The 22,937-nt window shown below is 72.5% G+C and carries 26 protein-coding genes and 1 pseudogene; 14 read left to right on the top strand and 13 right to left on the bottom strand.

Going from position 1 to position 22,937, the window contains the following annotated elements; genetic code table 11:
• Positions 1–49: 49 nt before the first annotated feature.
• Both sigK and Q0444_RS13965 read left to right on the top strand, forming a co-directional pair.
• The gene (gene sigK / locus Q0444_RS13970) at positions 50–640 is read left to right on the top strand and encodes an ECF RNA polymerase sigma factor SigK (protein ID WP_291082849.1); all 591 of its coding nucleotides are present in this window, start codon (positions 50–52) and stop codon (positions 638–640) included.
• Positions 637–1,509: an anti-sigma factor gene (locus Q0444_RS13965; protein WP_291082846.1), complete on the top strand. Its 873-nt coding sequence runs from the start codon at positions 637–639 to the stop codon at positions 1,507–1,509. The genes sigK and Q0444_RS13965 overlap by 4 nt, the downstream gene beginning before the upstream one ends.
• 72 nt (positions 1,510–1,581) lie before the next feature.
• Here Q0444_RS13965 and Q0444_RS13960 read toward each other — a convergent pair whose 3' ends face one another.
• The 3 genes and pseudogenes from Q0444_RS13960 to Q0444_RS13950 all read right to left on the bottom strand — a co-directional run bounded on the left by Q0444_RS13960 (position 1,582) and on the right by Q0444_RS13950 (position 5,304).
• Positions 1,582–2,856 (bottom strand): class I SAM-dependent methyltransferase, encoded by a 1,275-nt coding sequence (locus tag Q0444_RS13960; RefSeq protein WP_291082843.1) that lies wholly within the window; start codon positions 2,854–2,856, stop codon positions 1,582–1,584.
• A gap of 8 nt (positions 2,857–2,864) precedes the next feature.
• Positions 2,865–4,337: pseudogene (locus Q0444_RS13955) on the bottom strand (FAD-binding oxidoreductase).
• Between the two features lie 10 nt (positions 4,338–4,347).
• Positions 4,348–5,304 carry a sterol desaturase family protein gene (locus Q0444_RS13950; protein WP_291082916.1) on the bottom strand — a complete coding sequence of 319 codons (957 nt, stop codon included), beginning with the start codon at positions 5,302–5,304 and terminating at the stop codon, positions 4,348–4,350.
• A gap of 145 nt (positions 5,305–5,449) precedes the next feature.
• Between Q0444_RS13950 and Q0444_RS13945 the strand changes: the two genes are divergently transcribed.
• The gene (locus Q0444_RS13945) at positions 5,450–6,034 is read left to right on the top strand and encodes a DUF732 domain-containing protein (RefSeq protein WP_299023515.1); all 585 of its coding nucleotides are present in this window, start codon (positions 5,450–5,452) and stop codon (positions 6,032–6,034) included.
• 30 nt (positions 6,035–6,064) lie between these two features.
• Here Q0444_RS13945 and Q0444_RS13940 read toward each other — a convergent pair whose 3' ends face one another.
• Complete coding sequence (locus Q0444_RS13940; RefSeq protein ID WP_299023513.1) at positions 6,065–7,198, bottom strand: patatin-like phospholipase family protein; 1,134 nt, start codon at positions 7,196–7,198, stop codon at positions 6,065–6,067.
• Between the two features lie 177 nt (positions 7,199–7,375).
• Here Q0444_RS13940 and Q0444_RS13935 point away from each other — a divergent pair, with 177 nt between their 5' ends.
• Entirely contained in the window at positions 7,376–7,846 is a 471-nt protein-coding gene (locus Q0444_RS13935; RefSeq protein WP_299023511.1) for a DUF4262 domain-containing protein, read from the top strand.
• A 37-nt stretch (positions 7,847–7,883) separates the two neighbouring features.
• Positions 7,884–8,690: a type I 3-dehydroquinate dehydratase gene (gene aroD, locus Q0444_RS13930; protein ID WP_291082830.1), complete on the top strand. Its 807-nt coding sequence runs from the start codon at positions 7,884–7,886 to the stop codon at positions 8,688–8,690.
• Here aroD and Q0444_RS13925 read toward each other — a convergent pair.
• Positions 8,687–9,127 carry an SRPBCC family protein gene (locus tag Q0444_RS13925; protein ID WP_291082827.1) on the bottom strand — a complete coding sequence of 147 codons (441 nt, stop codon included), beginning with the start codon at positions 9,125–9,127 and terminating at the stop codon, positions 8,687–8,689. The two genes, aroD and Q0444_RS13925, sit on opposite strands and share 4 nt — an antisense overlap.
• Before the next feature lie 48 nt (positions 9,128–9,175).
• Between Q0444_RS13925 and Q0444_RS13920 the strand changes: the two genes are divergently transcribed.
• The 3 genes from Q0444_RS13920 (at position 9,176) to Q0444_RS13910 (ending at position 11,118) form a co-directional block, all read left to right on the top strand.
• Positions 9,176–9,751 carry a DUF1697 domain-containing protein gene (locus Q0444_RS13920; protein ID WP_291082823.1) on the top strand — a complete coding sequence of 192 codons (576 nt, stop codon included), beginning with the start codon at positions 9,176–9,178 and terminating at the stop codon, positions 9,749–9,751.
• Between the two features lie 339 nt (positions 9,752–10,090).
• Positions 10,091–10,564, top strand: a complete 474-nt coding sequence (locus Q0444_RS13915; protein ID WP_291082820.1) for a DUF2599 domain-containing protein — start codon at positions 10,091–10,093, stop codon at positions 10,562–10,564.
• Positions 10,561–11,118, top strand: a complete 558-nt coding sequence (locus Q0444_RS13910; RefSeq protein ID WP_291082817.1) for a GNAT family N-acetyltransferase — start codon at positions 10,561–10,563, stop codon at positions 11,116–11,118. Before Q0444_RS13915 ends, Q0444_RS13910 begins: the two co-directional genes overlap by 4 nt.
• Here Q0444_RS13910 and Q0444_RS13905 read toward each other — a convergent pair.
• The gene (locus Q0444_RS13905) at positions 11,042–12,475 is read right to left on the bottom strand and encodes a hypothetical protein (protein WP_299023506.1); all 1,434 of its coding nucleotides are present in this window, start codon (positions 12,473–12,475) and stop codon (positions 11,042–11,044) included. The two genes, Q0444_RS13910 and Q0444_RS13905, sit on opposite strands and share 77 nt — an antisense overlap.
• A gap of 45 nt (positions 12,476–12,520) precedes the next feature.
• Between Q0444_RS13905 and Q0444_RS13900 the strand changes: the two genes are divergently transcribed.
• Complete coding sequence (locus Q0444_RS13900) at positions 12,521–13,330, top strand: alpha/beta fold hydrolase (RefSeq protein ID WP_291082811.1); 810 nt, start codon at positions 12,521–12,523, stop codon at positions 13,328–13,330.
• A 52-nt stretch (positions 13,331–13,382) separates the two neighbouring features.
• On the opposite strand, the gene Q0444_RS13895 is transcribed toward Q0444_RS13900, so the two are convergent.
• The 3 genes from Q0444_RS13895 to Q0444_RS13885 are packed head-to-tail and all read right to left on the bottom strand — an operon-like array spanning position 13,383 to position 15,774.
• Positions 13,383–14,396, bottom strand: a complete 1,014-nt coding sequence (locus Q0444_RS13895; RefSeq protein ID WP_299023504.1) for a pirin family protein — start codon at positions 14,394–14,396, stop codon at positions 13,383–13,385.
• 41 nt (positions 14,397–14,437) lie between these two features.
• Entirely contained in the window at positions 14,438–15,124 is a 687-nt protein-coding gene (locus Q0444_RS13890) for a DedA family protein (RefSeq protein ID WP_299023531.1), read from the bottom strand.
• A gap of 17 nt (positions 15,125–15,141) precedes the next feature.
• Positions 15,142–15,774: a YdcF family protein gene (locus tag Q0444_RS13885; protein WP_291082802.1), complete on the bottom strand. Its 633-nt coding sequence runs from the start codon at positions 15,772–15,774 to the stop codon at positions 15,142–15,144.
• Positions 15,775–15,883: 109 nt separating this feature from the next.
• Here Q0444_RS13885 and Q0444_RS13880 point away from each other — a divergent pair, with 109 nt between their 5' ends.
• The 3 genes from Q0444_RS13880 to tpx are packed head-to-tail and all read left to right on the top strand — an operon-like array spanning position 15,884 to position 17,833.
• The gene (locus Q0444_RS13880) at positions 15,884–16,468 is read left to right on the top strand and encodes a DNA-3-methyladenine glycosylase (RefSeq protein ID WP_299023502.1); all 585 of its coding nucleotides are present in this window, start codon (positions 15,884–15,886) and stop codon (positions 16,466–16,468) included.
• 23 nt (positions 16,469–16,491) lie between these two features.
• Complete coding sequence (locus Q0444_RS13875) at positions 16,492–17,295, top strand: adenylate/guanylate cyclase domain-containing protein (protein ID WP_291082799.1); 804 nt, start codon at positions 16,492–16,494, stop codon at positions 17,293–17,295.
• A gap of 40 nt (positions 17,296–17,335) precedes the next feature.
• Positions 17,336–17,833 carry a thiol peroxidase gene (gene tpx / locus Q0444_RS13870; RefSeq protein WP_291082796.1) on the top strand — a complete coding sequence of 166 codons (498 nt, stop codon included), beginning with the start codon at positions 17,336–17,338 and terminating at the stop codon, positions 17,831–17,833.
• A 111-nt stretch (positions 17,834–17,944) separates the two neighbouring features.
• Here the strand turns inward: tpx and Q0444_RS13865 are convergent, their stop codons facing one another.
• Complete coding sequence (locus Q0444_RS13865) at positions 17,945–18,757, bottom strand: PaaI family thioesterase (RefSeq protein ID WP_299023498.1); 813 nt, start codon at positions 18,755–18,757, stop codon at positions 17,945–17,947.
• An 84-nt stretch (positions 18,758–18,841) separates the two neighbouring features.
• Here Q0444_RS13865 and Q0444_RS13860 point away from each other — a divergent pair, with 84 nt between their 5' ends.
• On the top strand, positions 18,842–20,284 hold the full coding sequence (locus Q0444_RS13860; protein ID WP_291082790.1) for a cell wall metabolism sensor histidine kinase WalK: 1,443 nt from the start codon (positions 18,842–18,844) through the stop codon (positions 20,282–20,284).
• A gap of 27 nt (positions 20,285–20,311) precedes the next feature.
• Here Q0444_RS13860 and Q0444_RS13855 read toward each other — a convergent pair whose 3' ends face one another.
• Together Q0444_RS13855 and Q0444_RS13850 are read right to left on the bottom strand one after the other, a co-directional pair.
• Entirely contained in the window at positions 20,312–21,028 is a 717-nt protein-coding gene (locus Q0444_RS13855; RefSeq protein WP_299023495.1) for a response regulator transcription factor, read from the bottom strand.
• A 22-nt stretch (positions 21,029–21,050) separates the two neighbouring features.
• Positions 21,051–21,890 (bottom strand): serine O-acetyltransferase, encoded by an 840-nt coding sequence (locus Q0444_RS13850; protein WP_299023493.1) that lies wholly within the window; start codon positions 21,888–21,890, stop codon positions 21,051–21,053.
• An 82-nt stretch (positions 21,891–21,972) separates the two neighbouring features.
• On the opposite strand from Q0444_RS13850, the gene Q0444_RS13845 reads away from it, so the two are divergent.
• Positions 21,973–22,296 carry a putative quinol monooxygenase gene (locus tag Q0444_RS13845; protein ID WP_299023491.1) on the top strand — a complete coding sequence of 108 codons (324 nt, stop codon included), beginning with the start codon at positions 21,973–21,975 and terminating at the stop codon, positions 22,294–22,296.
• Between the two features lie 26 nt (positions 22,297–22,322).
• Here the strand turns inward: Q0444_RS13845 and Q0444_RS13840 are convergent.
• Positions 22,323–22,937: HNH endonuclease signature motif containing protein (locus tag Q0444_RS13840; RefSeq protein ID WP_299023489.1), on the bottom strand; the 615-nt coding region annotated here is incomplete at its 5' end.

Raw genomic sequence — 22,937 nt, 5'->3', positions numbered from 1 at the left:
GCGGCCCGGGACCCGCCCGTCCCGTGCACCGCGGCCGGTTCGCACTAGAATGTCGAGGGTGTCCGAACCCACCGCCACCTCGCTGGCCGACCCGGGGCGCCTGCTGGAACTGGCGGCGGCCGGCGATCTCGATGCGTTCGCCCGTTTCTACGACCTCATGGCTCCCCGCGTCCACGGCCTCGCGCTCCGGATCCTGCGGGATCCCGGGTACGCCGAGGAGACCGTGCAGGAGGTGTTCCTGCAGGTCTGGAAGCAGGCATCCGGCTACAGCCCGGCGCTCGGGTCGGTCCAGTCCTGGGTGTTGACCATCGCCCACCGCCGCGCGGTGGACCGGGTGCGGTCGGAGAGTTCGGCCACCCGTCGGGACGAGGTCGACGCGGCCACCGCCGTCACCCACGCCGGGGACATCGCCGAGCAGGTGACCGAGCAGATCTCGCGCGACCAGGACGCCGCCAACGTCCGCCGCTGCCTGGGGACCCTCACCGACAACCAGCGCGAGTCCATAGAGATGGCGTACTTCACCGGGCTGACCTACCGGGAGGTGGCCGACCGACTCGGCGCCGCGCTCCCCACGGTCAAGTCCCGAATCCGCGACGGCATGCGCCGTCTCAAGAGCTGCCTGGGAGGTGAGCTGTCATGACCGTCCTGCACCACGACCACCCCGAGTCCCCGGGCACGGTTCCTCCCGAGGACCTCGATCTCTACGCCCTCGACGCCCTGAGCCCACAGGAGGCCGACGCCGTCGAACACGCCCTCGTGTCCGCGACGCCCGATCAGCGGAGGTCGATGCTCGCGCACATCCGCTCGACCCGCGAGCTCGCGGCCGACCTGGTCGCCGACGCGGACCTGGACGTCCCCCCGCCGCCGGCGCTCCGGGACCGCGTCCTGGAGCTCGTGGCCGAGGAGGCGCCTCGCGCGCGATCCACCCCGGACCCGGCGGCTGCCGGGGGGACCGAGTCGGACGAGGACCGGTCCGGTGGCGGCGGGACCGTCGTCGACCTGGGCGCGGCGCGTGCGCGCCGGCGTCCCGGAGCGATGATGTTCCTCGCCGCGGCGGCCGCCGTCGCGCTCGTGGCGGCCGGTGTGACGATCGGCAGACTGACCGACGGGACCGCCCCGGAGGGGGGCCTGCCCGTCGCGGCCCCGCCGTCGGCGACCATGCCCGACCGGATCACGTCCCTGCTGGCCGCCGAGGACCTCGAGGTGGCCCGCGGCGAGATCGGCGCGACGGGCAACGCCACGGTGCTCGCGTCCAAGGAGGCGGACATGGCGGTCCTCTCCATGACCGGCCTGCCGGAGCCCGCCGAGGGGCGCGCGTACCAGATCTGGTTGATGGGTGACCACGAGCCGATCTCGGCGGGGACCATGGAATCCGGCCAGGTGGGACCGTCCCCGTCCGCCCGACTCGAGGGCATCAGGGGCTCCGATCAGATCGGCATCACCGAGGAGCCCGCGGGCGGCTCTCCGGCGCCGACCGGCCAGGTGCTGCTCGCGCTCGACCTCACCTGACACTCGACCCGACCTGACGCCCGGCCCGCCCTGAGTTCAGGGGTCAGGGGTCGAGCGTCAGGTCGGGTCGGGTCAGGGCCTCCACCACGGACGCAGCGGGATGTCCCAGGTCATGGTGTCGCCCAGGCGCACGGCGAGGATCTGGTGCAGCTGGATCTTGTTGTGCTCGAATCCGTACTGGCAGGCGCCCATGTAGAGCCCCCACAGCTTGGCCATCGGCTCCCCCACCTCCTCGACCGCCTCGTCCCAGTGCTCGACCAGGTTGGCGCACCAGTCCCGGAGCGTCATGGCGTAGTGCCGGCGCAGGTTCTCCTCGTGCACCACCTCGAAGCCGGCGTTCTCGGCCTCGACGTGCAGCGTCCCCGCTCCGGCCAGCTCACCGTCCGGGAAGATGTAGCGGTCGATGAACTGCCCGGCCCTGGCCGAGCGGGAGTTGTCCGGCCGGGTGATGCAGTGGTTGAGCAGCCGGCCTCCCGGCTTCAGGTAGCCGTGGAGCCGGGAGAAGTAGTCGCCGTAGTTCCTGCGCCCGATGTGCTCGGTGATGCCGATCGAGCTGATGGCGTCGAAGTCGCGCTCGGGGACGTCCCGGTAGTCCATCAGCCGCACCTCGGCCAGGTCCCCCAGCCCCTCGGCCTCGATGGCCGCGCGGCCCCACTCCACCTGTTCCGCGGACAGCGTCACGCCGATCACGTGGACCCCCCGGTGCGCGGCGTAGCGGACCATGCCCGCCCACCCGCAGCCCACGTCCAGCAGGCGGTCGCCGGCCTCCAGCCCGAGCTTGTCAAAGACCAGCCGGTACTTGTTCTCCTGCGCCGCCTCGAGCGAGGCGTCCGGGTCCGGGTAGCAGGCGCACGTGTACGTCATGGACGGCCCGAGGATCAGCTCGTAGAAGCGGTTGGACACGTCGTAGTGGTAGCTCACCACCTGCGAGTCGCGCGCCTTGGAGTGGCGGCGCATGCCGTTGAGGAACCGCTGCCACGGGGGCCGGACCTCCTGCTCGGGGACCGGCGGGACCGTGAGGTTCTCCGCTCCCACCGACCGGGCGATCCGCAGCATCGTCCGCGCATCGGGTGTCCGCGTCATGGTCTTGCGGAACACCTCCAGCGCGCCGAACACGTCGTGGGGCGCGCCCGGGTGGACGCCGTCCACCTGGAGCTCGCCCATGAGGTACGCGCGGGCCAGCCCCAGGTCGCCGGGCGCCGTGATGATGTACTGCAGCGCCTTCTCACTCTTCAGATGTAGCACCAGGTCACCGTCGGCGGGTCCGACCGCCGACCCGTCGTAGGCCTCGATCCGCAGGGGCGGCTCACCGGTGGCGAACGCCCCGACGATCTCCCCTATCGTCATCCTGTCCTTCACCGTGCACCCACCGCCTTGTCGTAGAGGGTCGCGAAGCGTCCCTCGGGGTCGAACTCCGCCTTGAGGCCCGCCGCGTGGACACCGCCGTAGAGGCGCTCGAACTCCTCGCGCGGATAGAAGACCTCCGAGTACAGCGACTTGTGCCCACCGAGCTGGGAGACCTCCCGCTCGATGCGCCGGTTCCACGCGCCGTCCGCCTCGCCCGGGGCGATGGGGGCCGAGGACCAGAACCCGATGTTGACGTAGGTCGTCTCCGGCGCGAGCGGGTACAGGGGCCAGGGCCGGTCCGAGCCCCGTCCCCCGCCCGGGTCCGGTGCCGGCGTGGACTCGCGCAGCCGCAACGGGCACAGCCACAGCGGCTCGATGGGGACCTCGCGCAGGAACCAGTCGAGGAACTCGGCGGTGCGGTCCACCGCCACCTCGACGTCCTGCACCACGCGCTCGCGCGGCCCCTCGCCCCTGAGCGCGCCGATCCTGTTGCCCAGGTCGTACCTGTGGTCCAGCCCGATGAGCTTCCAGTACGCCGACGAGCGGAGCAGCTGCTGCGGCCACAGCCGGCGGATCAGCGGGTTCTGCGCGCCGAACGCCCGCGAGCACCAGAACCAGTCGGTGTCCCAGCGCTACAGGTAGTCGCGGATGGTCAGGCGGTCGCGGACCACCGAGCCGGCGGGACCGCCGTGCCGGATCGAGCGGTAGAAGACCGCCTGCTTGTCGGTCACACCCGAGTAGTCCGAGACCGGCCCGGGCTCGTCGGTCCGCCGCCCCAGGCAGAGGTACGACTCGTCCGCGGAGAACACGACCCCGTCCAGGAAATCGACCTCCTCGTCGTCGTAGATCCTCTCCTCGGCGATCCGCGCCACCGCCTCCTGGAGCGCGGTGAGGGAGTCGAACCGGACGTGGCGGAGCCCGACGTACCGCGCCACGGGCTCGAGCGCGATCCGCAGCCGCACCGCGTACCCCAGCGAGCCGTAGGAGTTGGGGAAGCCGCGCAGGAGGGCACGCTCGCGGTCGGTGCCGTCGGGGCGGGCGGTGACGATCTCGCCGGTGCCGGTGAGGACGTCCATCTCGAGCACGGATTCGTGGGGAAGCCCCAGCCGGAACGAGGTGGACTCGATCCCGAGTCCCGTGACGGCACCGCCGAGCGTGATGGTCTTGAGCTGCGGCACCACGTACGGCATCAGCCCGAACGGCAGGGTGGCGTCGACCAGGTCCTCGTAGGTGCACATGCCCTGGACGTCGGCGGTGCGGGCGTCCGGATCCACGGAGACGACGCGCGTGAGGCCGGTGGTGTCCAGGCCCGGCGACGACGACGAGGCGCGCGGCCTGAAGAGGTTGGACGTCTTCTTGGCCAGCCGGACGGGCTCGCCCGGGGGGACCGCGGCGAAGCTGGCCAGCAGCCGTCGGACGCCCTCCGCGTGCCGCTCCGGACCCACGATGAGCGGGCCGGTGAGGCGCGCCGCGATTCCCATGCGCCCCACCCTAGTGAGGGTCGGCGGGCCACGGGGGTGTTCCGGCGGGGGGCGAGTCGGGGGTCGCGGCGGGGGTCGCGGCGGCCATCCCCGCGGGCCGCCACCCCGGCGGGCCCAACGCGAAACCCGCCCGCTCACGCCACGAGCGCGCCGACCGGACGTCGCGCCAGATGGCCACGTACTCGTGCAGTTGCAGCCAGAACGGGTTGTACGAGTCCACCTGCGTGGTGAGGCCATAGGTCGGACGATGGGTCTCGCGCCGGAAGGTGCCGAACATGCGGTCCCAGACGATGAGGATGCCGCCGTAGTTGCGGTCGAGGTACTCCGCGTCGGACCCGTGGTGGACACGGTGGTGGGACGGGGTGTTGAAGATCCACTCGAGTGGCGACCAGAGCCGTCCGACGCGCTCGGTGTGGACGAAGAACTGGTAGACCAGCGAGATCGAGAATCCCGTGAACACCATCCACGGCGGCACGCCCAGCAGCGGCAGTGGCAGCCACGCCACGATCTCGCCGGAGTTGTTCCACTTCTGCCGCAGCGCGGTCGCGAAATTGTAGTACTCACTGGAGTGGTGGGCCTGGTGCGTGGCCCACACCAGGCGGACGCGGTGGGCGGACCGGTGGTACCAGTAGTAGAGGAAATCGGTGCCGACGATCGCCAGGACCCACGTGTACCACGCGTCGGTCGGCAGGTGCCACGGCGCGACGTAGACCCAGACCGCCGCGTAGAGCACCAGGCCGACCAGCTTGCCGACCAGCCAGAACGCCTGCGAGGCCGCGCCCATGATCAGCGACGTCACGGCGTCGCGCGCCTGGTACCCCCCGGGCTCCCGGGCCTGCAGGAGCCTCGCCGAGAACCACTCGACGGCCACGAACAGCACGAAGATCGGAAGGGCGACGAGCACCGGCTCCCGCAGGGGGTCGGCGAGCGCCCCCACCCCCCGTGCCAACGCCTCCGCAAAACCCATCTCGGTCACGTCTCGATTGTGACACCACTCACTCGGGCCCCGCCGAACAGCCCCGGTTCCGCCTCGCGAGCTCTTACCCTTGGCATCCACATCCCGTGCCTGTCATCCACTCCCCGCGCCGGACACCGACCCAGGAGGACCCCCCGTGTCTCAGTCGACCACCGCAGCCGCACGCACCCCCCGCTCCACAGCTCTGATCTCCACCGCGCAGATCTCCACAGCCGGCGTCTCCACAGCCCGCCGCGCCCCGGGACCGGCCCGGCGCCGCTCCGTCGCCGTGGCGGCGGGGTTGGCGTCACTCACGCTGGTGCTGGCCTCGTGCGGCAACGAGGGGACGGCGGAGGACGCCCTCGGCTCGGCCACCAGCGCCATGGGATCCGCCGCCGCCCAGGCGAGCTCCGCGGCCGCGCAGGCGACCTCCGCCGTCGGCGAGGCCACGAGCCGTGTCGGCGCGGGCGGGGACGGGAGCCTGACCCCCGACCAGGAGTTCCTCCGCGACATCCGCGCGGTCGGCGTGAACGCCGACGACGAACAGGACTACCTCACCCGCGGGCGCGACGCCTGCGCCTCCCTGGACGGGGGTGCGGGGTACGTGGACGTGACCCGCCAGTACAACGACGCCCACCCGGGCGCGCCCATCACGGAGGCGCCCGTCGTCGTGGCGGCCGCGGTCAAGGCGTTCTGCTCGCAGCACCTCCCGCAACTCGGCCGTGGCGAGGGCGGAAACTAGACGGGGTCGGGAACTGGACGGGGTCCAGAACTAACCCTGGGGGTCCGCGACCCCCGCCCGGTCGAGCGCCTCGGCGGTGAGCCGTCGACCTAGCGCGATCATCTCGTCCGCCCTGTGGAAGTCGAACGCCGTGCAGGAGTCCGAGGGGACCTCGATCAGCACGTCGGGCCTGTTCCCCGCCATGCGGTACCCGGCGACGATGCTCTCCATGGCCTCGATCGACTGGGTGACCACATCGAAGATCCCGAGCGTCCCGGGGAACGCCTCCAGGCCCCTCTCCTCCGCCCTGGCCTCCTCGCGGACCTCCTCCTCGCCCTCTTCGACCGCGACCTCGACCTCCGGCGACGGGCGCGCCGGGAAGTCGAGGTCCGGCGCGGCGGTGTCATCACCGTCTCCGAAGATCCCGACCTCGGACGCGGAACCCTGGCTGAAGCGCGCGGTGACGAGGCGCACCAGGTCGGCGTCGCGGACATCGGCGGCGGCGGTCCGGATGCGCCCGGACAGCCTCGAGGTCGACCTCCCCGACCCCGGACCACCCCGACGCGAGGGCTTGGGATCGGCTTTGGACGGCGCCTCGTCGGGGTCCGAGCTCACCTGGAAGGTGGACCCGCGGATCCCCGACCGCCTGCCGTTCAGGGAGACGGCCAGGACGAGGTCGCTCTCCACCGACGCCAACGGCTCGAGCGGCACCGGGTTGGTGACGCCCCCGTCGATCATGAGGCGACCACCCACGATCGCCGGGGTGACGATGCTCGGGATGGCGAACGACGCACGCACCGCGATGTCGGCCGGCCCGCGGGTGAACCACACCTCGCGGCGCGCCCGCAGGTCGGTGGCCACCGCGGTGTACGGGATCTCGAGGTCCTCGATCCGCACGTCGTCGAGCATCGCGCCGATCACTCCCATGATCTTGTTGGCGCGGATCGCCCCGCCGCCGGCGAAGGACACGTCGAGCAGCCGCAGGACATCCCGCTGGCTCAGGCCCCGGACCCATGTCTCGAAGTCGTCGAGCTTGCCGGCGGCGAGCAGCGAACCGACCACGGCGCCCATCGACGCCCCGGACACGCCCACGACCTCGTGACCGCGAGCCTGCAGTTCCCTGATCACCCCGATGTGCGTATACCCACGCGCGCCGCCGGAGCCCAGTGCCAACGCGACTCTCATCAGTCGCCCCCCTTTCCGTCTCGACAGCGGAGTACGACCCCCAGTGTGCACGCGCCGGGCCCGACGACCACCGCGAGCCCGGCCACCGTGTCGTAGGCGCGGTCTACCTTCGGCACCGTATCGAGCGCCTGTTCGATGCCGTGCATCACGCCCGACCCACGACACACTGGAGATCCCATGTCCCACACCATCATCCCGTCCGTCTCCGCCCGCGCCCTGGACCCCGAAATGGTGCAGGTCGCCGCCACCATCGACCGCTACGGGCTCCACCTGGTCCACGTGGGCGAGGGCTGCGACTGCGGCGGGTGCACCGAGGCACCCCTGCCACCCGACCAGTGCTTCGGCTACACGGTCGGCCTCACCGACCACGGCCACCCGGAGTTGCTCGTCCGCGGGCTGGGCGCCCTCGAGACCGCCGGGCTGCTCAACCGCTGGGGAGGCGTCGTCCTGTCCGGCGAGCTCCTCGACGCGGGCCACCTCCTGTGCGAGGGACGCGGTGCCCCGACGTGGGAACTCGTGCCGGTGAGGTGCCCCTCCGAGACCCTGAGGTGGGCCGAGCGCTACTACCGAGGGGTCGGCGCCGGGGGAGTCGAGGCCCTGGAGTTGATCCCCGCCCGGCGACCGTGCCCGTGCGACGGGTGTTGCTGACGTCCCGGGTCCGGTGGGGTCGTCGTAGGGTTTGACCATGCCCCGCCCACAGCTCGCCCTGGACGCGCGTTCGCCGTCGATCATCGTGCCCATCACGGCGCGGGATCCGGCCGAACTCGACGAGCAGCTCGGCGCGCTGACCGGTGCCGCCCCCAGCAGCGGTCCGGCGCGCGTCGATCCCTCGGCGGCGTTCGACGTGGTCGAGTGGCGCGTCGACCTCTACGAGCCGTTCACCGCCGGGGCCGGGGCCACCGCCGGGGCCGATCCGGCCCCGGCGGTGGCGGCGCTGCGCCACATCGCCGATCGGCTGCCCCGGACCCCGGTCCTGGTGACGTTCCGCACCACGGCGGAGGGCGGGAGCGCCGAGATCGCGCCGGCGGCGTACGTCGCGTTGATCGAGGCGCTCGCGACCACCGGGCTGGCCGCCGCGCTGGACGTGGAGTACCGGCACCCGCGAGCGGCGGATGCCATCGCCGCCGCGCACGGCCACGACACCCCGGTGGTGGCCTCCAACCACGACTTCGAGGCGACCCCGCCCGCCGAGGAGATCGTCGCGCGGCTGGAGGCCATGGAGCGCGCGGGGGCCGACGTGGCCAAGATCGCCGTCATGCCGCGGTCCGCGACCGACGTGCTGACCCTCCTCGACGCCACCGCGCGGCGCCACCAGGTCGCCGGCATCCCGCTGATCACCATGTCCATGGGCGGACTCGGGGCGATCACCCGGATCGGCGGTGGCACGTTCGGCTCCGCGGCCACCTTCGCGACGGTCGGCCCCGCCTCGGCGCCCGGTCAACTACCCGCGGCGGGTGTCCGCAGCGCACTCGCGATGCTCGGGGCGAGCTAGCCGTACCTGCGGAGAACCTCCTGGCGCAGGCCCTTGGTGGCCACGTCGGCGATGTGCTTCTGTGCCTTCTTCAGGACCGCGCCGGGCAGCTTGATCTTCAGGTCCACCTCGAGGTCGAAGACCACCTTGGTGGTGCCGTCGCCGTTGTCGGTGAGGAGGTAGTGGGCGTTCTGGATCTTCTGGGTGCCGCTTCTGACCAGCGACCAGCTCACCTCGCCGTCGTACCACTCGTACTTCACCACCATCTCGTCGGTGACGCCGTACTGGGCGATCTTCTCCCACACGACGATGGGCCACCCCTCCTCGTCGGCCTCCTTCACCACGACCTCGCGGTGGGCGTCGGACCAGTCCACGAGGGAGTTGACGTCCGCCAGGACCTCCATGATCTCGGGGATTCCGGCCTCGATTTCCGTCACTGACTGCACTGAGACTGCCATGGCGGGAAAGCTACCCTGCGGACCCGTCTCCGGTGCCAGGATCGACGAATGGACACGGTTGCGACACCGCCCGCCGGAGTGCCCCACAGGAAGGTCGTGTTGCTGCGCGGGATCAACGTGGGCAAGAGCGCGCGGATACCCATGGCCGATCTGAGGGCCTGCACCGAGGCCGCGGGCTGCGCCGAGGTGACGACGGTGCTGGCCACGGGCAACGTCACCGTGACCGACCCCCGGACCGTCGAGGAGCTCCGCACCGTGCTCGAAGCCGCCTACGCGGATCGGTTCGGATACGACGCGGTGGTGCAGGTGCTCCCCCTCGCCGACCTTTCGGTCGCGGTGGAGTCCTACCCGTTCGACGTGCTCGCCGACCACCACGACTACGTGGTGTTCTCCGACGACCCCGCTGTGACGACCCGCGTCGCCACGGCGATGCTCGAGGCGCTGGACGACCCCGGGGCCGGCACCGAGGCGGTGGCCGGGGGCCCGGGGTGCGTGTACTGGCGGGTGTCCAGGGGCGCGACCCTCACCTCGGCCGCCGCTGCGGTGCTGGACGACCGGGCGAACAGGCGTCACCTCACCACCAGGAACATCAAGACGCTGCGGAAGATCCTCGCCGCGGGGTGAACGCGGCGGCATCCTGGTCACCCGACCACCGTCGTGGGGAGTCAGGGTCCCTGGACGGAGGCCCCGATCATGTCGACGGAGGCCGCGAGGGGGCCGAAGATGGCCGGGAAGATCCCGTCCCAGGCGGCCTGCAGCTGCGGGAAGTCGAACACGGGCATCGGTCACGCTCCTTGTGCGGGGCGGCGCGCGGACGTTCCGCGGGCGCCGTGATCCCTCCGGCTCACAGGATCCTGGTCACGACCGGGTAACGCAACCTCTCGACGCGCGAGTCCCGCAGGATGATCCGAACGCCGCCCGGGCGCCCCGGACGGGTCCGCGGACCGTGGCAGAATCCCACCGATGTCCCCCCACCGCAGCAGACCGTCCACGGCCGGCGCGGCCGTGGCCGTGGCTGCGGTCGCGGTCGCGACTGCGGCGGCGGCGGCCGGCTGTGCGGCCACGAGCCCGCCGGCGCCCGCGCCCACTCCCTACCAGCGACCGTCGACCACCCCTCCGCTCCCCGCCCCCGCCCGCCTCATCGCGTCTGCCACGTGGGCGGAGTCGGACTTCGGACCCTCCCTCGAGGTGGTGCCGACGGCTGACGGTCGCGGGAACCCGGGCGTCTCCGGCGCGGCCCTCGCCTGGCGGGAGGTGCTGGACCTGGCCCCCGACGCGGGCACGCCGGGCATGCGGGAGCAGTTCGACTGCCACTGGACCTGGGCGCGGGTCCTGGAACCGGACAAGCCCACCTGGAACCTCGAACCCTGGCGCCCACCGGTCGGGGCCGACCTGATGGCGGCCGAGGGCTGCAACCCGGGCGGGCCGGAGGTGTGAGCGGGCCGATCGACGATCCGCCCCCCGGGACGGGACCGGCCCCGGTCGTCCGCCGGGCCACGCCCGCCGACGCCGCCGCGTGCCTGCGCGTCTACGCCCCCTACGTGCGCGAGACCACGGCGACGTTCGAGGACCGGGTGCCGACCGTCGACGAGTTCGAGGCCCGGATCTCCCGGGCCCTGGAGCACCACGACTGGCTGGTCGCCGAACTCGACGGACGGGTGGCGGGCTACGCGTACGCCGGCCCGGTCAAGGAACGGGCGGCGTACCGCTGGTCGTGCGAGGTGAGCGTGTACGTGGACCGGGCCGCGCGGGGCCACGGCCTGGGCCGATCGCTCTACACCTCGCTGTTCGCCCGCCTGGAGGAAGTGGGGTTCCGGAGGCTGCTGGCGGTGGTGACGCTGCCCAACCACCCCAGCGTGGCACTACACCTGTCGATGGGATTCCGAGAGGCCGGACGGCTGGAGAGGATCGGGTTCAAGCACGGGCGGTGGCTGGACGTGGCGTGGCTGCAGGCCGATCTCGGGCCGGACCCGGCGGCGCCCCCGGGCTGACCGCCCCACCAGCGCCGTCCCCACCAGCGCTGTCCCCGCCGAGCGCCCGCCGCACGAGCCCGGCGCACACCTCGTCGAGCCACCCGCCCACGGAGTCGCGGGCCTCGGCGGTGTCGGGGTACCGGCAGCGCACGTGCAGGCCCGAGCCGTTGGTGACGAACCACACCATCACCCCGTTGGTGCGGATGGCCGCCGACACGTGCTGCGGTCGCAGGCTGAGGTCCACGTCGATCGGCAGGCGCCGGTGGTCGAGCCACGAGATGGCGAACATGCCGGGCGTGTGCGGCATCCCGCCGTGCGGTTCGAGGATCGGCCCGAGGGCGTGCGAGCCCAGTTCGACCGCGTCGCGCACGGCCGCCGCGCAGGCGCGCGGGTCGGGATCCTCGCACTCGATCACCGAATTGGTGATGAACCACCCCACCGAGTCGTGCCACCGGTCGCCGCGGTGGTCGTCGTGGCGGGAGTGCACCGGGAGGACTGCCCTCAGACCCACCCCCTCGCGGCGCCGGAACACCGCGGTCATCTCGGCCATCGCCAGGGCGACCATCCTCACCCCGTCCCGGGCCGCCGCCCGTTCCAGCGCCGCGACACCGTCCGGTTCCAGCACGTCCCGCACCTCCACCACCTCCTCACGCGGGGTGGAGAGGTCGCCCAGTCCGATCGGGAACACCGGCATCCCGCCCTGGCCGCGGGAGAGGATCTCCGCCCACCTGCGGCGCACCCGCGGGAGCGCCGGAGGTCGGGCGGCCAGTTCCCGGGTGTGGTCGGCGAACGCCGCCGCGGGGGGCAGGCACGTCCCCGGTTCGAGACCGCAGGCGAGGTCGTCGAGGCACGAGCAGAAGTCCCGCATCAGGACGAGCAACGACCACGCGTCGACGTGGGAGTGATCGAGTCCGATCACCACCACCGGCCGCTCCGCCGGGTCCGCGGAGCGGGGTTCCACCAGGCACAGCGCGTGCGCCGGCCTGGCGAACGGGCAGCACGCCTCGTCCAGGACCCGGCGGAGCACCGCGCGGGGGTCCTCGCCCGGTTCTGCGGACGGGGTCTGCCACCCGAGTGGGTGGAGCTCCACCGGCCGGAGCCGCAGCTCGTCGTCGTGACCCTCCAGCACCGTGCGCAGGGTCCCGTGCCGGGCGACCACGGCGAGCCACGCGCGCGCCACCTGGTCGCGGCCGGCGGGGAACGGGAGGTGGAAGGCCACCGCCATCCACGAGCCCGCGCGGGGGCCGAGCGACGCGTGGCGGGCCTGATCGAACGACGGCGGAAGATCCTCACCCTGACCTGGGGTGACGTCGGTCGCAAACCGGTGCACGACGCCGTCGGGGAGCGACATCCGCGTTACGGTGGTGAGCCTCATGGCCCGCACGGTAGGGGCCGCGTGTTACGGGGAAAGGCGCGGAATGTGACGACGACGAGACGGCCGGGCGCCCGGCCCGGCGGGGACGGGCCCGCGCTCGCCCGCGACGTCAGGGGCGAGGGGCTCCCGGTGGTGCAGCTGCACGGGCTGTCCTCGAGCCGGCGCCGCGACGAGGTGTTCGGGCTCGATCTCACGGCGGGCCAGCCCGGTCTACAGGTGTTGCGGTACGACGCGCGCGGGCACGGCTTCTCATCGGGTTCGGCCGACCCCGCGGACTACACGTGGCCGGTCCTTGCCGCCGATCTGCTGGGATTGCTCCGCGACGAGTTCCCCGCCCGGCGCGTGCACGGGGTGGGCCAGTCGATGGGGTCGGCGACCCTGCTCACCGCCGCGGTGGCCGAGCCGGAGAGGTTCGCCTCGCTCACCCTGGGCATCCCGCCGACCGCCTGGGAATGGCGCCGCGAGCAGTCCCGGCTGTACGAGTTGGCGGCGCGCCAGGTCGAGCGGTGGGGCGGGGCCCGCTGGGCCGACCTCACGCGGCAGCCGCCCACGTCCCCGGCGATCAGCCCGGACCGCCCGGTCACCGCCCCCGATGTGGCGGACGAGTGGCTCCCGGCGGCGTTCCGGGGCGCCGCGGCGTCCGACCTGCCGGCGCCGGAGGAGGTGGCCCGGCTCGCCGTGCCGGTGCTCCTGCTGGCCTGGCCCGGTGACGCCTCGCACCCGCTCCCGGTGGCGGAGCACCTGCTGGAGCTGCTGCCCGACGCGCGGTTGGAGGTGGCGAGGTCCCCGGAGGAGGTGGCCGGGTGGCCCCGGCTGGTGGGCGATTTCGTGCAGTCCCACGGCGGGGCGGGCTGACCCGGGCGGCCGGCGGGGCGGCCTGACCCGGGCGGCCTGACCCGGGCCGTCGTCAGCCCGCGCTGACGGGCCGCTTCACGGTGCCGTCGGGGTAGCGCGCGAAGCGGGTCTGACCGTGGTCGTGGACGGGGTCGTTCTGCGGGAGGTCCCAGGTGCCGAAGACGCCGGCGCGGTACTCCTGCATCGCGGTGGCGATGTCCTCGCGGGTGTTGCCGACGAACGGCCCCTGCTGGACCACGGGTGCGCCGATGGGGCGGGCCTGCAGGATGAGGAACGCGGCGCCGTCCGCACCGGCGGTGACCGTCGCCGCCTCGGGCGCGAGCACGGCGGCGTCGTAGCCGAGCTCCTGCTCCCCCACCGTCAGCGCGCCACCATAGTTGTAGAGGACCCGGTTGACGGAGGGATCGCCGCCCGGGAGCTCGGTGCTCACGCCGGGGTCGAGGGTCACGATCCAGATGGCCAGGTGGTTCTCCGGCCGCGCGGCCCACGAGTGTGGCGGCGGGTCCAGGGCGCGGACTCCGTCGACCTCGCCGGCGATCAGCCGGAAACGAGCCTCGGAGCCCTCCTCGCCGCGCACCACCACGGGCGTCTCCTCGCCCCAGAACATGTCGAAGTGCGGTTCGGCCGATTTGTCCTCGGGCGCGAGGTTGAGCCAGATCTGGAACAGCTCCATCGTGTTGGGCCCCTCGGAGTCCAGCAGCGGGAACATCTCCGAGTGGGAGATCCCGGACCCGGCGGTGAGCCACTGGGTGTCCCCGTGGCCGAACCGGGCGGCCGCGCCGAGCGAGTCGGCGTGGTCGACCACGCCGTCGAGCACCACCGTGACGGTCTCGAAACCGCGGTGCGGGTGTTGCGGGAACCCGGGGACGGTGTCCCCGTGGTACATGGACCAGCCGTCCTTGCCCGAGAAGTCCTGGCCGATGGAGCGGCCGGCGAGCGAGGCCGCCGGACGCATGGTCCGGCCGTCCGCCGCGGGGAACCGGTCCAGGTGGTGGACGGCGAACAGGAACGGGTCGACCCCCGGCCACTGTGCTCCGAGGGGGACGACCTGGCGGATGGCGGACATGGGTTCCTCCTGTGGCGGCACGGCAATTGCTGTCACATCAGTCAACTCTCGGGTGCGGCGCTTTGTTCCCTGCGCCGTCTCCGCCCCTCCGCCCAGGCCTGCAGCGACCGGCGCCCGAGAAACACCGCCAGGAGCACCGCGATGACGCCCACCACGGCGTTGGAGAACCACCCCGCCACCGACTCGATCCGGTACCACTGGTTGCCGAGCGCGTACCCTCCCACCACGAAGATCGAGTTCCAGACCAGGCTGCCGCCGGTGGTGAGCAGCAGGAAGACCGCGAGGTTCATCCTCGCGACGCCCGCGGGGATCGAGATGAGACTCCGCACGACCGGCACCATGCGGCCGAAGAACACCGACGACCTGCCGTGCCGGTCGAACCACCCCTGCGCCTTGTCGAAGTCCTCGACCTTCATCAGCGGAACGCGGTCGAACAGCACCCGGACCCGGTGGGGTCCCAGCCACCGACCGAGCCCGTAGGCCAGGAGCGCGCCCGCGACCGACCCGATCGTCGTCCAGATGATCGCCGCGGCCAGGGAGAACGTCCCCTGGGAGGCGCTGAAGCCCGCCAGCGGAAGGATGATCTCGCTGGGGATGGGCGGGAAGACGTTCTCCAGGCCCACGATGATCGCCGCGCCCGGTCCCCCGAGAGCGCCCATGACGTCGACCGCCCAGCCGGCGATCCCGCCCAGATCGCCACCGGCGGAGGCGAGTTCGGCGGCCGCGATGGAGGGAGTGACGGCGATCAGCCCCGAGCCACGACCCCGGTGACCGGGATCCGTCCGCCGACCGCCTGCCGGAAGTTGAGCACGGCGCGGGCCAGGTGCGAGTCGGAGGTCACCACCACGGCGCCGGTGGTGCCCCGGTCCCGGAAGATCCGGTCCGTGTTCTGCGCGTTCTGCACGGTCGAGGCGGAGTAGCCCTCCTCGACGATCCGCCACGGCGCGATACCGGCGCCGCGGAGCCAGTCACCCATCGCGCGGGCCTCGGTGCGGCCGTTCTGCGGCAGGCCGCCCGACACGACGACCCGGGCAGTCGGGTACTCGCGGGCGAGCCTGAGCCCGGTCCGCAGCCGCTCCTCCAGCACCGGGCGGATGCCGCCGTCGGGGAACAGCCCCGCGCCCAGGATCACGATGTCGGTGGTGAACGGGTTGAGGGTGAGGATCGCCGGGTCGTCGGTGGTGAGCACCTCGAAGCCGCCGCACAACGGCAGGAGCGAGGGGTCGATGTTCTGACATCCCAGCATCATCGCCCCGTCGTACAACGCGACCCCCGAGGGGATCTCGGCCGAGCCGGCCGAGGCGGTGCCGGTCCCGACACCCAGCGCGAACGCCGCCGTGGCCGCGACCGCGGCCAGTCTGATCTGCGTTCTTCCCATGTAGCCATTCCTCCCCCGGGCCTTGTGTCGACCCTGTAGCGACTGCCGACCCCGGCGCAGCTGGTCGCCGGGCGGACGGGCAGGGGTGCCGCGACGTACCCTGCTCGGCATGCCCGCAGGATACGACAAGACGCTGGCGGTCCGATACCTCTACCGGGCGGATCCCGGACTCCGTCGGACCATCGACGCCGCGGACCCCCGTCACCTCGATCCCGGACTCGTCGCCGCACTCCCCGACGACGAACTCCGCGCGTGCGGCATCTCCCGCCCCAAGGTGGCCGCGCTGCGCGATCTGTCCGACGCGGTGCGGACCGGCCGGATCCCCACGTTGCCGGAACTGACCACCCTCGACGACGACGAGGTGATCGCCGCTCTCACCGTCGTCCGCGGAGTGGGCCGATGGACCGTGGAGATGCTGCTGATCTTCCTGTTGGACAGGCCCGACGTGTTCCCCCTGGCCGACGTCGGGGTCCGCAGGGGGTTCGAGCGGGCTCTGGGACTCGACACCCCGGCCACCCCTGCCACCCCGGCCACCCCGGCCAGCCCGTCCACCCCGGCCCGGATGCTCGCCCGCTCCGGGATCTGGGCGCCGTACCGCTCGGTGGCGTCGTGGTACCTGTGGCGGGCGGTGGACCAGACCGGCCAGCCAACACCGACACCGACACCAACACCAACACCGACACCGGCCGACTGATCCCTGGATCTACGCTCGTCCTCATGTCGAACCTCTACCGGGACCGGGTACGTGCGGCGGCGGCCAGGATGACGGCGGGCGTCCGCGACGCGGACAGGCACCCCACGACCGTCGCGGCAGTGCGCCGGGCCCGCCGGGCCCTGCCCGGCGACTCCGGCTTCGGCGATCCCCTCTCCGCCGCCGGCCGGGACGGCGCGGGGACCGTCGCCCGGCTGGCCGGGCGGCTGTTCGACGACCGCCCCACGGCATCGCGCGAGGTGACCCTCGGCGGTCTCCAGGTGTGGCACGCCCTGCTCGAGCGCACCGGCAGGAGCGGGAACGGTGGCGAGGTCACCATCGTCTTCACCGATCTCGTCGGGTTCTCGAACTGGGCCATGCGGGCTGGCGACGCGGAATCGCTCGCACTACTGCGAACGGTCGCCGCGGCCACCGAACCCGAGGTCCTCGAACACCGCGGCCACGTGGTCAAGCGCCTCGGCGACGGTCTCATGGCCGTGTTCCCCTCGCCCCAGCTCGCCTTTGACGCCGCCGTGGCCTGCACCGCGGGGGTCGACGCCGTCGAGGTCGCGGGGTGGCACCCCCGGCTCCGGGTGGGAATCCACACCGGGCACCCCCGCGTGATCGGGGGCGACTACCTGGGCGTGGACGTCAACATCGCGGCGAGGCTCGCGGAGAAGGCGGGCCCGGGGGAGATCCTCGTCAGCGACGCGACGCGCGCCGGGCTCGATCCGGCGCGCGTCGCGACCCGGCCCAAGAGGACGTTCCGGCTCAAAAAGGTCAAGGGAGTCCCCCACGAGATCGCGGTCTTCGTGGCGACCCCCCGCTGAGTGCGACCCCCGGGCGACGGCTGTCCGGTAGAACGGACACATGGCAACCACCGCATTCAAGGGCAATCCCGTCACCACGTCCGGCGAGCTCCCCGCCGTCGGCCAGGCCGCTCCGGCCTTCGACCTCGTCGGCGCCGACCTCGCGCCGGTCACGTCCTCCGCGCTCGCGGGCAAGCAGGTCGTGCTGAACATCTTCCCGAGCGTCGACACGGGCGTCTGCGCCCAGTCGGTCCGCACCTTCAACGAGAAGGCCGCCGGCCTGGACAACACCGTCGTGGTCAACGTCTCGGCCGATCTGCCGTTCGCGCACAGCCGGTTCTGCGCCGCCGAGGGCATCGAGAACGTCTCCGCCGGCTCGACCTTCCGCAGCGACTTCGCCACGGACTACGGCGTGACGATGGTCGACGGCCCGCTGGCCGGCCTGTGCGCCCGCTCGGTCGTGGTGCTCGACCCCGAGGGCACCGTGGTCTACACCCAGCTCGTCGACGAGATCACCACCGAGCCGGACTACGACGCCGCGCTCGGCGCCCTGGCCTGAGCCCGCCCACCCCGCACCTCGCCGCGGCCCGCCCCTCGGGGCGGGCCGCGGTCGTTCCGGCGACGGGCCGTGGTTCTAGCGCCGACCGTAGTTCTGGCGTCGGCCTCAGATCTAGCGCCGGCCGTAGACGGTGACCGAGGCCACCGCGCACACCCTGCCCCGGTCGTCCCTCGTCACCACCTGCGCGATCCCCCAGCTCCGGCCGTCGTGGACCGCCTCGGCCCTCACCGTGACCGGGCCGACGAGCGGGATCTGGCGCACGTACCGGACGTCGAGCGACGACGAGCTGACCTGTCGCTCGTGCGAGAAGACCGCCGAGCCCGCGACCTCCGCGACCGCGGCGAACACCCCACAGTGCAGGTTGCCCAGCGGGTTGGCCAGTGCCGGCTCCGGAGCGACCACCGCCTCGACCGCGAGCGTGCCGGCCGGGCCGTCGCGGCGTTCGTGGAGCGTCAGGCACAACACCTCGGCCAGCGTTCCCGGCGCGAGCGCGGAGGGCCAGGGCGGCTCGTCGTCGTAGTCGTCCGGGTCCACGACCCCCGCGAGCTCCATGGATTTGACCAGTCCCGCGGCGACCACCTTGCCGTCGTCGTCGATCACCTCCCCGCGCGTGGTGAGGCAGTGACCGTCGTCGCCCAGGTGGTCCGCGCGGATCCCCAGCCCGGTCGAGCCCTCGCGCGGTCGAGCGATCAGGTCGAGGCGCAGCTCGGTGGTGACGGTCCACATCCCCTTGGGGCGGCGGCGGTGGTTCTCCGCGCCCAGCCCCGAGTCGACCAGCACCGCCAGCCCTCCGGTGGCGAACCGGCCGGACGGGTCGACGCACTGGTCGGCGACAGGTTGGTGCCAGCTCACGCTGCCGTCCTCGGCCTGGCTGAAGGTGAGCCCCAGGCGGGGCTCCGGACCGTGGTGCTGCGATTCCCTCACCCCGCGACGCTAACACGTGTTCTAGTTCCGTCCCGGGCGTCGGTGCGCGGCCCGCGCGGCCCCGGCGGCCAGCACAATGGACCGGTGCCCCTGACGAGCGAGGTCCTCACAACCCCCCGGCGATGGCCGATCCGCGTCGCCACCACGGTGATCGCCACCGCGATCGTCATGCTGGTGCTGGCGACGGGGGCCGGTGGCGCGTGGTTGGTCCTGCGGTCGGCGGCGCACAGTGCGATCGACACCACGGACCGGAACCGCGCGGTCGATGTGGCCGAGTCACTGTCGACCCGCGGCCCGCAGGCGGCCCTCGCGCTGGTCTCCGAGCCGATGTCGGGCGTGGACCTGGTGCGGATCGTGGCCCCGGGGAACCGGCTGGTGGCCGGGCAGGTCACCCGCGGACTCGAGAACGTCCCGGCGTTGGCGGTGCCCGGAGCCGGCGAGGTCGTCCAGCGCGAGGTGACCGCACCGGACGGCACCGAACTCCGAGTGACGGCCGTGGGGACGGACGTCGGCGGGGTGACGTTCGCGGTGGAGGTGGGGACCGAGACCGAGCGCTACGACACCGTGCTCATGGCCGGCGCCATCCTCTTCCTGTCGTTCGTGCCGGTGGTGGGCCTGGCGACGGCGGTCTTCGTCTACTACGCCATGGGACGCGTCCTGCGGCCCGTGGAGGCGATCCGATCCCGCGTCGCGGAGATCTCCGCCTCCGGACGCGGGGAGCGCGTCCCCGTCCCCGAGGCGGAGGACGAGATCGCCCGCCTCGCGCGGACCATGAACGCCATGCTCGCCCGTCTCGACGCGACCCGCACGGCCCAGGTGGCCTTTGTCGGCGACGCGTCCCACGAGTTGCGGAGCCCGTTGTCCACCCTGTCGACGCTGCTGGAGCTGTCCTCGACCTCGGGCACGCCGGTGGACGTCGAGACCGTGGACGACCTGCTCCTGCCCGAGGTCGAGCGCATGCGAGCGATGGTCGAGGACCTGCTCGTCCTGGCCAAGAACGACGAGCGGGGGGTGCCGCTGCGCCGGGAGGACGTGGACCTCGACGACATCGTGCTCTCCGAGGCCGCCCGCCTGCGGGGCCTCGGCGCCCCGGGTTCCCTCGAGGTCTCGGTCTCCGTGGAGCCCGCGCGGCTGGTCGGGGACCCCGACGCCCTGCTTCGGGTGGTGCGCAACCTCGTCGACAACGCGCGCCGCCACGCGCGCGGGAGGGTGTCCCTGGGCCTGGCCGTGGACCGCACGGACCCCGCGGCGCCGCGCGCCGTGATCACCGTCGACGACGACGGCGAGGGCGTTCCGCCCGATCAGCGGGACACGGTCTTCGATCGCTTCGCCCGCCTGGACGCCGACCGCGCCCGGGGCACGGGCGGATCCGGCCTGGGCCTGGCCATCGTGTCCGAGATCACCCGGACCCACGGCGGCGGTGTCCGGGTGGAGGACGCACCCGGCGGAGGCGCGCGGTTCGTCGTGGAGTTGCCGGTCGAGGTCGGGATCGCGGTCCCGGACGACCTCGAGGGCCCGGTGGACTGAGGGCCCGGTGGACTGAGGGCCGGGGGACTAGCTGGACTGCGCGGCCGCGCCGGCGGGTCCGCCGACCGCGACCGTGCTGTCCACGAGACGGTAGCCCTGGCCGCGGACCGTCTCGATCGCGCGGGTGCCGAACGGCGCATCGATCTTGCGGCGCAGGTACCCGACGTAGACCTCGACGATGTTGTCGTCTCCGTCGTAGGCCGGGTCCCACACGGCGCGCAGGATCTGCGCCTTGGAGACCACCTGGTTGCGGTTGCGGATGAGGTACTCCAGCACCGAGTACTCGCGGGCGGTGACGGTGATCCTCTCCGCGCCACGCCGGACCTCACGCGCCGCGGGATCCACCACCAGGTCTCCGGCGGAGAAGGACGTCGGCCGCTCCGGGGCGCCGCGCCGGACCAGCGCCCGGAGCCGCGCCTCGAGGACCACAAACGAGAAGGGCTTGACCAGGTAGTCGTCGGCTCCCAGGTCAAACGCGTCGGCCTCGTCGTACTCGCCGTCCTTCGCGGTGAGCATCAGCACCGGGGTCCAGATCTCGCGGCGGCGCATCTCCCTCACCACCTCGTACCCGCTGCGGCGCGGCATCATGATGTCGAGCACCACCACGTCGTAGTCCTCGTCACCCACCGCGTCGAGCGCGACCTCGCCGTCGGGCGCGGTGTCGACGGCCCACCCACCCGCGACCAGTCCGCGCCGAACGCTCTCCCGGAGGGCCGGCTCGTCGTCCACCACCAGAACTCTCATCTGACGTCCGCTCGACCCGGCCCTACCCGGCCGGGTCGATCTCCTGATCCATCTCCTCGGCCGGGACAAGGGACTCCGCGTGCCTGCGGACGACCTTGGCGGGAACCCCCGCCACCGTGGTGTGCGGCGGGACCTCGTCCAGGACCACCGAGCCTGCCGCCACCCGTGAGCAGTCGCCCACCATGACATTGCCCAGCACGATCGACCCCGCCGACAGCAGGACGCCCGATCCGATCTTGGGGTGCCGGTCCCCGTCCTCGTTTCCCGTTCCGCCGAGCGTGACGCCCTGGAGGATCGAGACCCCGTCCCCGATCACGCAGGTCTCCCCTATGACGATGCCGGTGGCGTGGTCGACGAGGATGCCCGATCCCACGCGAGCGGCCGGATGGATGTCCATGGCGAACACCTCGGAGATGCGGCTCTGGAGGAACGACGCGGCCATGACGCGGCCGGAATTCCACATCTCGTGCGCCACGCGGTGCACCTGCAGGCCGAGGAATCCCTTGGCGAACAGATAGGGGACGAGGTAGTTCGGGTACGCGGGGTTCCGCTCGAAGCTCACCACCAGGTCGGCCGCGACCGCCTCGAGGACGCGCGGGTGCTCGACCAGGACGGCACGGATCTCCTTCTCCAGGACGTGCCTGCCGATCTCGGGGGTGGCGATGCGCGACGCGGCGAGCCTGGCGAGGGATTCCCCGAGGTCATCGCAGCCGTCGATGAGGTCCAGGACGAGCCCCGCGATGAGCGGCTCGTTCCTGCTGGAGGTCGCGTCGACGGACAGCCGGTCCCAGACGGCACGCACGGAGGGATCGGCCTCCATCTGCGGGACGCAGGGGTTCTCGATGCTCAGCTCGATGGTCACCCGCTCCAGGGTAGGCCCGCCCCGTATGTCGGGGCGAGTCACGCCGCTCGACGGGCCCCGACCGGACGGGCAGGATGGGGGCATGATGCTCATCAACGTGCGTTTTGACGTCAAGCCGGATTTCGCCGAGAACTGGCTCGAGATCACCCACGGTTTCACCGAGGCCACCCGCGCGGAGCCCGGAAACCTGTGGTTCGACTGGTACCGATCGGCCGACGCCCCGAACACCTTTCTGTTGTGCGAGGCCTTCCGGGACGGGGACGCCCCGGCCGCGCACGTGAACTCCACGCACTTCGCCGAGTTCACCGGCTCCGCCGCCCGGTACCTGGAGCGCACCCCACGGATCATCAACACCACCGTCGACGGCGAGGAGTGGGGAACGATGGGCGAGATCACCGTCGCGTAGGACCCGGCCGGGGCCGCGCCCGCGGCTCAGAACGGTGGCGGGTCGTCCACCTCACTCGCACGCCGCTCGTCCCGCCTCGCCTCCCTCCGCGCCCGCCGCTCGAGGTTGAGGAGTTCCCGCTCACCCTGGCGTCGTGCGCGCCGGCGTCGCTCTCGTGTGGTGAACCGATGGCCGATGAAGACCCCACGCGGGGACCCGTCGCTGTGGGTGGGTTCCCGGTCGACCTCGCCGGGCGCGCTGTCCACCCCGAGCGACCCACAGTCGCAGAGTCCGGCCTCGTGGACGATCCCGCCGCCGGGGCAGACCGGTTCCGGGGCGCGGGGCCGAGAGTCCGGACCGGGCCGCAGGTCGGCCGCGGCCGCCGCGTCGATCGCCTCCTCGATCCGTCGCGCGTGCGCGAGCGGGCCGGACGGCCACGTCCGTATCCTGCGACCGGTCTCGGTCGTGATGTCCACCACCCCGTCCCGATCCACCCTGTACCGCCATCCGGAGAACGTCTTGAGTCTGTGGTGGGTCCGGCACAGGCAGATGAGGTTCCATTCCACGGTCAGGCCACCGCTCCGCGGATCCTCGTGCAGGAACGGGATCACATGGTCCACGTCGCAGCGGTCGGCCGCGACCGAGCACCCGGGGTGGCGGCA

Origin of the sequence: uncultured Dietzia sp., from assembly GCF_937873725.1 — a bacterium.
Taxonomy (GTDB): Bacteria; Actinomycetota; Actinomycetes; order Mycobacteriales; family Mycobacteriaceae; genus Dietzia.
The sequence above is the reverse complement of the archived record's forward strand: the minus strand, read 5'-3'. Positions and strand labels throughout refer to the sequence as shown.